3 protein-coding genes are annotated in these 6,000 nt (G+C 49.4%); 1 reads left to right on the top strand and 2 read right to left on the bottom strand.

Annotation, left to right across the window (positions count from 1 at the left end; genetic code table 11):
- Window positions 1-86: 86 nt before the first annotated feature.
- Window positions 87-3,683, bottom strand: coding sequence for a helicase-related protein (locus tag PMG25_RS15260; protein WP_283767758.1), 3,597 nt, complete (start codon window positions 3,681-3,683; stop codon window positions 87-89).
- A 34-nt stretch (window positions 3,684-3,717) separates the two neighbouring features.
- Here PMG25_RS15260 and PMG25_RS15255 point away from each other — a divergent pair, with 34 nt between their 5' ends.
- Window positions 3,718-4,863, top strand: coding sequence for a beta-ketoacyl-ACP synthase (locus PMG25_RS15255; protein ID WP_283767757.1), 1,146 nt, complete (start codon window positions 3,718-3,720; stop codon window positions 4,861-4,863).
- Here the strand turns inward: PMG25_RS15255 and PMG25_RS15250 are convergent.
- On the bottom strand, window positions 4,860-5,942 hold the full coding sequence (locus tag PMG25_RS15250; RefSeq protein WP_283767756.1) for a Gfo/Idh/MocA family protein: 1,083 nt from the start codon (window positions 5,940-5,942) through the stop codon (window positions 4,860-4,862). The genes PMG25_RS15255 and PMG25_RS15250 overlap by 4 nt on opposite strands.
- Window positions 5,943-6,000: the final 58 nt, after the last annotated feature.

Genomic DNA, 6,000 nt, shown 5'->3' with positions numbered 1-6,000 from the left:
CCCTTCTCCCACGGGAGAAGGGGAGAAAAGTCCCTCTCCCTTGGGAGAGGGATTTTCCTGCGGACATGAAAGGGAGAGGGTTGAGATCATGATAACCGGTCAAATAAACCCATGGAACAAATGACTTTAGCACCTTCAAAATCACCGTCTGCACTCACTACACATAAGGCATCATGTTCCATTAGATAGGTGACGTTTTGGGCTAAATGTTCGTCGGAAATTCCAGCCCGTAATTCTCGATTTAGAGAGGCGATCGCGTTTTGTTTGAGAGGATAGTTATAGATCATCTCGATCGCTTTCTTTAAATTCTTCCACTCTTGACCTTGAGCTAAAATAGGCGTAGTATTCTTTACATACTCACAATAAGCATTTAAGCGAGTGTATATCTTTGCCCTAGCGCCCTTCGGACTGCCCAAACTCCCGGAAACTCGTTTACTTTGCTCGCTAATCTGTTCGGAAGCCTTTTTCACTAATTCATAATGTTGGGGATGATGCTCTAGGGCTGGTGTATCGATCGAACACCGAGCCATGCGTAAAATTCGCATTTGGGACTGGGTGACGCTATTTCCCTCGGCATCCACCCAGGCGAGGGCATCGGTTCCTTCAGCCGTCCGTAAATAGAGCAAAACGCCCTCCGGATCTAAGGTGGTGGGTTGATGGTGGCGGGTGGAAAGGACGACATCAGGTAAGTCTTGAATCATCCGTTTTAAGCGGGGATTGGCATCAATGGCGGTTTGCCAAATTTGTAGCGCTTCTGAGGTTAAATCAACTTCGCCAGAGTCTTCATCTTCGTCTAAAATATTGGCTTTTTCATGATAGAGATTTAATAAGACTTCTCGCTGTTCGTCGTCTTCAAAAAAGGCTTCATCGGTTCCGACGACTTCCTGATTTTCTTTGAGGCGATCGCGCAAACGCCCCCGCAGATTAATCAACTCTTCGACTCCTTCTGCGGGCAAAAAGGAATAGCAGAAAATTTCATCAGCTTCTTGGCCGATGCGATCGACCCGTCCAACGCGCTGAATTAAGCGAATAATCGCCCAAGGTAAGTCATAATTGACCACAATCCGAGCATCTTGTAAGTTTTGCCCTTCACTCAAAACATCGGTGGCGATTAATACTCTAATTTCTTGCTCTGGCGAGATGGTTTTCTGATTGCTTTGGGGACTAAATCGGTGGGCGAGGGTAGTCGGATCGCTCTGAGAATTGCCGGTAACTAAACCGATATGGGTGATGCCTTGGGTTTCTAGAGCTTCAGAGAGATATCGAGCAGTATCGGCAAACTGGGTAAAGATGAGGATTTTTTCTTGGGGATGTTCTGCGCTGACGAGTTGAATGAGCGATCGCAACTTGCTATCTTCAGTGGCATCCCAAAACCCGGCGATCGCCAAAATTTCCCTCAATGCTTGGGCATCCTGGCGTAAATCTGCCGCCAGTTCGGGGGTAAAGAACCGGGGATGAATCCACTTAAAGCGGTTCGGATAGCGATTTTGATAGAGATCGTAGATGGTTGCCGCTCGTGCTTCCAATTCTACCGGGTTAAATCCAGCCGCATCATCTCCCGGTTCCTCAGTATCTTCATTACAGAAGTTGGCTCTGCTATGCCCTGCATCTCGATCCCCCCAACCCCCCTTAAAAAGGGGGGCAGTAAAAGTCCCCCTTTTTAAGGGGGATGTAGGGGGATCGTTCCGACTGTCTCTCATTACCGCGTAAAGTGTTGTATCTCCCATGTCGGTAGCTTCCCAATCCTGACTCAGCAAGCTATCGCTATCCTCATCCGTAGTGCTATCGAGCAAGAGAGCATCTTGGCTGCCAATGGGAATGGGCAAATTCTGGGCGATCGCATACAAATACACCGAATTGCGTAAAATATGACGCTCAATGGACTGAAGAAAAGCCGCGCCACTACTTTCTAGACGCTTAAATAAATTGGTGCGGCAAAACCCCATCAGGCGCTGCCCTGCATGGGAAAGATTGGCCAAAATTTTCCGCTCTGCTTCCGTGGGCTGCAAATGGTCAAATCCAGTAACCAAGCTCATTTGACCGGGTGAAGTTTTACCCTTGGTTTTCTTATTTTTGGGGGGAGATATCACATAATTACCCAAACCATAGCGAGGCAAATGCAAGCGGTTGATCGTATCTACCACGCGATCGCTATACAGCCGCGCATAGGGATCGGTGGCTGCATCGGTAGTAAACGTAACTGTCCGAGGACGGCGCAGAGGAAAATAGAAGCGATCGCCATTAGCAAACTCTAAATAAGCGCCTCGTTCATCCTGTTTAGCATAGGTATTTTTAATAAATCCCCTGGTTCGTCGCAACATATAGCGATTCATCAACTGCTGCCAATCTTCCGGCCGATCGCTCTGTTCAAAAGCCATCAGCGATCGCACCGGTGTCGCCGGGTGTCGCCATACAAATTTCACCTCTCCCCCCATGTCGCGAATATAAGCTTCTGGCTTAATGCCCAAATCCTGTTCTGGACGCAAAAATAGACGCAACTGAGCCGACAAATCTAAATAGTCTTTGTTATAAGGCGTTGCCGTCAGCAAAATACACCGACTCCCACTTTCCTCCACATACTTCTTAATCGCTTGATACCGTTTCCCCTCCCGGTTGCGGAGGTTATGACTCTCGTCAATCAGCACTAACCGAAATCTTGCGGGCACTTCCGGTAAGATTTTTTCTACTTGGCTAACGGGAACCACTTTTCCCCGTAAGCCATATCGATCCACATACCCTTGCCACATCAATTCCAGATTCTTGGGACAGATGATCAAGGTACTCGTACCATATTCTTCTTCGCACTTATAGGCGATCGCCGTTCCCACCAGGGTTTTGCCCAAACCCACCACATCCCCAATGATCACCCCATGGCGCTTATCAATATGCTGCATGGCTACCCGCACCGCTTGCTCCTGAAATTCCAATAAGCCAAAATGTTTGGGCGCTTGGTATCGACTCAAGCCATCTCGCGCTTCCTGGGATAGGTGATAGGCCATCTTCAGGTAAATATAAAAAGGCGATCGCTGTTTACCGGCCCAACTTTCATCAATCACCTCAATCAGATCTTGGGAAATATCCAGGGAAAACCGGTCTTCCCAGCGATCGGTAAACCACTTTTCTAGCTTCTCGGTATCATCGCGATCCGTGACTTCCACATTGAGTTCCCCCTGACCCCTGAGACCGGAAAAGGTCAAGTTACTACTGCCCACATAGGCAATACGGGGAGTAATGCGATCGCCGCGATAAATCAGATAAAGCTTGGCATGGAGCAGATGGCGCAGAAATAGTTTGACCTCCAGTTTGCCCGCTTCTAACTGGCTCTGCAATCGTTTTAGACTCGCTTCATCCTCGGTCGTCGGCACACCATAGGTCAACTGCTCCCGAAACTCTTGGGCCATGACTTTTTTGAGTGGCAGGGTCTGCTCCTGGGACATCTTTAGATTGCCTCGACCAATGGCTAGAAGGCTTTTCAGATGGTCGTTGGGGAGTTTGTGCATTCCCACTAATAAACGACAGTTGTGGCCTGCACCAGCCCTAAATTGCTCGACTTGGGCTTCTAATTTCCCCCAACCTCTGAGGTTAAAATAGCCGACACAGAAATCGGCCCGATAGGCTTGCTGCAAGACCTGCTGGAGTTGGGGCAGTAAGGGAAAATCACAATTATCATAAATACCAGACATAAGGTTAAGTGGCGATAGAGTCGTTTTCGATATTATGACAGTGGTTGTTGTTACTGGATTGGGTTTAGTCTCGGCGTTGGGAACTAGAGATCGCACTTGGGAGAAGTTACTCAAGGGAGAATCGGCGATCGCCACAGCTCAACCCTTCCCCGAACTCAAACCTCGTCCTCTAGCCATGATTGGCGATTCCCCGGCCAATTTGCGGGATCTGACTCGTCAGTTAGTTCTCGATACCTTACAGGATGCGGGGATGACTCCTCCTTTACCCGATTTGGCGATGGTGATTGGATCGAGTCGTAGCGATCAAGGGAGTTGGGAGGCGATCGCCGATCGGTTTTTGACCGGCCATCCCAATTTATCCGATTGTCTCGACTATTTGCCCGATCTGCCAGCGCGAATGGCGGCTCAACTCACCGGGAGTCAAAGCATTGTTCAAGCGCCCATGAATGCTTGTAATACGGGCATGTGGGCGATCGCCCAAGGTTATGAACTGATTCGCACCGGTTATGCTCAACAGGTGTTAGCGGGAGCCATTGAAGCCCCCATTACCCCCTTAACCCTAGCCGGATTTACGCAAATGGGAGCCTTAGCCAAAACCGGATGTTATCCCTTTGACCGCGATCGCGAAGGCTTAGTTTTAGGGGAAGGGGGCGCGTTTCTGCTCCTAGAGTCCCTAGAGTCCGCCCAGCAGCGCCAAGCCTCCATCTACGGTCAAATTCTGGGAGCTGCCTTTACCAGCGATGCCTACCATGTGAGCGCCCCCAAACCCGATCGCACCAGTGCGGCGATCGCCATTAAAACCTGCTTAGAGCGATCCGGCTTAACTCCAAGGGCGATCGATTACATTCACGCCCACGGAACCAGCACCGCCTTAAATGATGCCGCCGAAAGCCGCCTGATCCAGCATCTCTTTCCCCCCACCGTTCCCATCAGTTCCACCAAAGGCGCAACCGGCCATACTCTCGGCGCATCTGGAGCCTTGGGCATCGCCTTTTCCCTAATGGCACTTAAGCATCAAATCTTACCCCCTTGTGTCGGATTAAGAGAGCCAGAGTTTAATCTCAACTTGGTTCGTGCTGCCCATTCTCAGTGTATCCAACACTGTTTATGTCTAAGTTTTGCCTTTGGCGGCAATAATGGGGCGATCGCCACCTCCGCAGTTTCCCGGCGCTTCCCCTAAACAATAACAATGGAAGAATGGAGATTATGGGAGGATTGAGAGTCTAAACCCTGCCAAGATTGACCCTCTAGAGCCATATGCTCAATCGAACTAGCTAACCGCAAGGCTCTCAAGGCTTGTTCGCCGCCGACTGAAGGTTGGTCTCCACCCCGTACACAGGTGACAAAATGCTCCAACTCAGCATGAAGAGGCTCTATATTACTGGTATAAACCTTTTCAATTAATCCATCCTGACGATACAGCACCTGACCATACTCGGTGCGATAGTTGGCAGTGGTTTGGCGATGGATCAAAATTTCATTGTTGAGAAAATCGGCTTCTGTGAGCGAATTCTTGCAATGGGCAGCAATGCGGCGGATTTTGCAATGAGTGACTTTACTGGCAGTCAGAGTAGCAATAATGCCATTTTCAAAGCCTAGAGTTGCAGTGACATAATCTAAATACCCAGAATCTGAGGCTCTATTCCCACTGGCCGTTAGCTTTTTCACAGGAGCAGCGGCCAATTCTAGGAGCAAATCAATATCATGAATCATCAAGTCCAAAACCACCGACACATCATTGGCCCGGTTAGAATAGGGACTCATGCGATGGGCTTCTAGGGCCAGGATTTCCTCAGTTTTGAGGACTTTGCTCAGTTCTTGAAAGGCGGGGTTAAAGCGTTCAATATGGCCGACTTGGAGAATACAGTTACATTCGGCTGCCAGGTTGACTAAATTTTCGGCTTCTTCGATGCTGGCAGCGATGGGTTTTTCAATCAGGACATGGACTCCAGCTTCCAAGCAGGCAGTGCCAACTTCATGGTGGAGACGGGTGGGAACAGCAACACAGACAGCATCGATGTGGGGGAGAAGGTCGTGATAGTTCTCGAAGAAGCGGATGCGATATTTGCCGGCTGTATCTAGCCCTCGTTCGATGTCTACGTCGGAGATGCCAATCAGGTGTACGTCTTTGAGCAAACTTAAAACGCGGGTGTGATGTTGGCCCATATGACCCACACCAATGACTCCAATGCGAATGGGTTGGAGTGGATTATGTGGTTCTTTAATCTCTTCTTTCACATCCTCATTTCCCCGTGACATGGTATGTTGCACTCCTGTCTACTCCTCCACCGGCTGCGATCGCCCTGTTCTTAGCTCG

Origin of the sequence: Roseofilum capinflatum BLCC-M114 (genome assembly GCF_030068505.1) — a bacterium.
Taxonomy (GTDB): Bacteria; Cyanobacteriota; Cyanobacteriia; order Cyanobacteriales; family Desertifilaceae; genus Roseofilum; species Roseofilum capinflatum.
Note: the sequence above shows the minus strand (reverse complement) of the source record. Positions and strands in the feature narration are given on the sequence as shown.

What these genes read in the sequence shown, in the direction of transcription:
- PMG25_RS15260 (WP_283767758.1), bottom strand. Translation starts at nt 3,683, where the DNA reads ATGTCTGGTATTTATGATAATTGTGATTTTCCCTTACTGCCCCAACTC.
- PMG25_RS15255 (WP_283767757.1), top strand. Translation starts at nt 3,718, where the DNA reads ATGACAGTGGTTGTTGTTACTGGATTGGGTTTAGTCTCGGCGTTGGGA.
- PMG25_RS15250 (WP_283767756.1), bottom strand. Translation starts at nt 5,942, where the DNA reads ATGTCACGGGGAAATGAGGATGTGAAAGAAGAGATTAAAGAACCACAT.